Origin of the sequence: Dactylosporangium salmoneum, assembly GCF_039532525.1 — a bacterium.
GTDB classification, from domain to species: Bacteria; Actinomycetota; Actinomycetes; order Mycobacteriales; family Micromonosporaceae; genus Dactylosporangium; species Dactylosporangium salmoneum.
On sequence record NZ_BAAARV010000101.1, the window covers coordinates 1 to 3,247 of the forward strand.

General features: G+C 73.7%; 1 protein-coding gene. It reads left to right on the forward strand.

Going from position 1 to position 3,247, the window contains the following annotated elements; all coding sequences use genetic code 11:
- The coding region (locus ABD352_RS48725) for a coiled-coil domain-containing protein (protein WP_344619475.1) at nt 1–2,815 on the forward strand (2,815 nt) is incomplete at its 5' end.
- Nucleotides 2,816–3,247 lie beyond the last annotated feature (432 nt).

Sequence of the window (3,247 nt, forward strand, 5' to 3'; positions counted from 1 at the left end):
CGCCGAGGCCGCCCGGCGGCTCGAGGAGGAGCTGCCGGCCGAGGCGGCCCGGCTGGCCGAGGAGCGGGCCGCGTACGAGCGCGACCGGGCCGTGCTGGACGCCGAGCGCGTGCCACTGCTCGCCGAGCTCGACGCGCTCGGCGCCGACCCGCGGCTGACCACCCTCGCCGAGCAGGACCGCCTCGACCCGGTCGGCGAGCACCGACTCCTCGTCGACCTGCTCACCGAGGCCGTCATCGCCGCGGACCGGCAGCGCATCCAGCTCGCCGTGGCCGACGCCGAGGACGACCGCGCCCTGCAGGCCCTCGCCTCCGCCCGGGGGCTGCTGCCGGCCGCGCTCGACCTGGCGCGGGCCGGGGACGCGCTGGCCGCGGAGCGGATTCCCGCCACGACCGGGTGGCATTTCCTGGCCGATTCGGTACCGCCCGAAGCCTGGCCGGCGGCCATCGCCCACGCGCCGCACCTCGTGGGCGGGCTGCTCGTCGACGACCCCGCGCTGCTGGACCGGGCCCGGTCCGTGCTCGAGGCGGCGCGGCTCTTCCCGACCTCGGCCATCCAGGTCGCCACGACCGCCGAGCTGCGCGAGGTCGCGTCCCGCCCGGTGGACGGCTTCGTGCTGGCGCCCGCCGTCGCGATGTACGACCGGACGGCCGCCGCCGGGGAGGTCGAGCGGCGCAACGCCGGGCGTGCGGAGCGCAACCGGCGGGTGCAGGACCTGCTCGACACCCGCGACGGCGACATGCGCCTCAAGGGCCGGCTGCTCGACCTCGCCGAGCGCTGCCCGCCCGGCCACCGTGAGCACCTCGACGCCGAGCACGAGCGCCTCACCACCGCCCTGCTTTCGGCCGAGCGGCGCCTGGGCGAGCTGCAGGCGACCCGGGAGACGCTCGACGGGCGGGCCGCCGCGCTCGACCGGGACCGGCGCGACCTCGCGGAGGAGCGCCGCCGGCAGGCGAGCCGTATCGCCGCCCTCGCCGGCCTCGAGCAGCGCGCCCCCGACGCCGAACGGCTGCGCCGCGACCTCGCCGAGCTGCCGAGCCGCCGGGCCGACCTGCAGGAGCAGCTCGCCGAGGCGGAGACCCAGGAGCGCCTCGCCGCGGCCGCCACGAGCCGGCACGGCACCGAGGCCGACCGCGACGCCCAGACCGTGCGCGAGTACCGGGCCCGGTGCGAGGAGCTGCAGCGCATCGCCGCCGCCTGGTCTGCGAAGCCTCATCGGGCCAGACCGGGCGAACCGGCGCCGACCGGCCCGCTGCCGAGCCTGTCGCAGGCCACCACGGCCTACCAGGCGGCCAACGACGCGTACACCCGGCAGTCCTCGGCCTCGGCGCTGGAGGCCACCATCGCCGAGATCGAGCGCAGCCTGGCCGCGCTGGAGCGGGAGATCCAGCGCTTCGACCCGGCCGAGCGGTCCTCGGCCACGGCGCTGCTGGACGGCACGTCGCTCGTGGAGGCTTCCGCGGTACAACGGGAAATCGAGGACGCCGAGCGCGCCTTCCTCGACGCCCAGCGCGACGCCACCCTGGCCGTCGCCGCTCTCACGGCGGCCCGGCGCCAGCTCGACGCGTGCCCATCTGTCGGCCTCGATCTCGATGAGGTCGCGGAGGTGCAGGACGCGGAGCGCCTCGCCCAGCGGGCCGAAGAGCGGCTCGGGGCGGTGCGCGAGGCCGAGCGGGCCGCCCGCGATCGCGTCGTCGCGCTCGGGCAGGCTCGGGAGGCGGCCCTGCGCCGGGCCGACGACCTGCGCGAGCTGGTCACCGACCTGACCGAGGACGTCGGCGCCCTCGAGGTCGACGGTTCGGCTTTCGCCGGCGACGTGGACGAGGCCCGCGAGTCGGCCCGGGGCGCGCGACGGGCCCTGCAGGCCGCGGACCGGGCCCTCACGAGCGCGCGGGCGAAGCTCGGCGGCGAGGGGCACCGCATCGACCGGTGGGCCGCCGAGGAGCGCTTCGCCGCCGTCAGCCCGGAGGTGCGGGGCCGCTTCCGCGGTGACGTGTCCACGGTGGACGCCCGCCTCGCGGAGCAGCTGCAGCTGTACCGCCACGGCCTCGCCGGCGAGCTCGACGCCGTCGAGAAGGACAAGCACCTGGTGGTGACGGCCCTGTGCGCCGAGGTGCGGGAGGGGCTCAAGACCCTGCAGCGCGCCCAGCACCACGCGCAGCTCCCGCCCGGCCTCGCCGACCACCTGCGCAACCGGCGGTTCCTCGACGTGGGGCCGCGGGCCAGCGTCGACACGAGCGACGCCACCGTCCGCAGCCGGGTCGAACGGCTCGTCGACAAGCTGGTGGCCGGCGGCGACGCCATCCCCGACGGGCTGGCCCTGGCCTGGGAGGCGATCGCCGCGGTGGTCGGGCGGGGCAACTTCGTGGCCCGCGTGCTCAAGCCGTCCACCGAGATCACCGACGACCGCCAGCCGGTCGAGCTGATGAGCAAATGGTCCGGCGGCGAGAAGGTCACGATCGGTCTTCTGCTGTTCTGCATGCTCGCCCGGCTGCGGGCGGCCAACCGCGGGGGCGACGTGCCGGGGCTGGGCGTGCTCCCGATGGACAATCCCCTCGGTACGGCGAACTACGTGGCCTTCCTGGACCTCCAGCGGCGGGTCGCGGCGGCCAACGGCATCCAGCTCATCTTCCTGTCGGGGCTCGGCGACATGCGCGCGGTCGGGCGGTTCCCCAACGTGGTGCGGATGCGCAACACCCACAACCGGGGCCGCAACTATGCGCGGGTCATGGAGCGGGAGCTCAACGAGGAGCAGATCCTGGAGGGCATCACCGCTGCTCGGCTCACGTTTCCGGCGCAGGGGACGCTGCTGTGAGTCCACTGTGGATGTGGGCGCGGTCACTCGATTTGGTTTCTCGCGACGGGCTCCTGTAACGTTCCGTGTCGCAACACCGGGACGACGCCCCGAAGACACCGGAAAGACCAGAAACACTCGGTTGACACGGTGGCTAGGACCGGGTAAAGTAACACGGCCAGCAGGGACACGGACGAGTCGCGAAGCGACAATCGGCCGGCCTGCAAAGCCAATCCGATTCCGAAGCCCATTCAACAATGGGTAGCTGGTGTCGGGCGCAAGTTCGAGCGATGCGGTTCAAATCCCCGGATTTGGAATTGCGAAGTCGATCGAGTAGATTAAGCGGTAACAGCCCCGAGGGTCAGCGCCTGAAACAGGCGAGGGTCGACGGTGTGTGTTGGTTGTTTGAGAACTCAACAGGGTGCTTGTTAAGCCAGTGCCAAATGATTATTA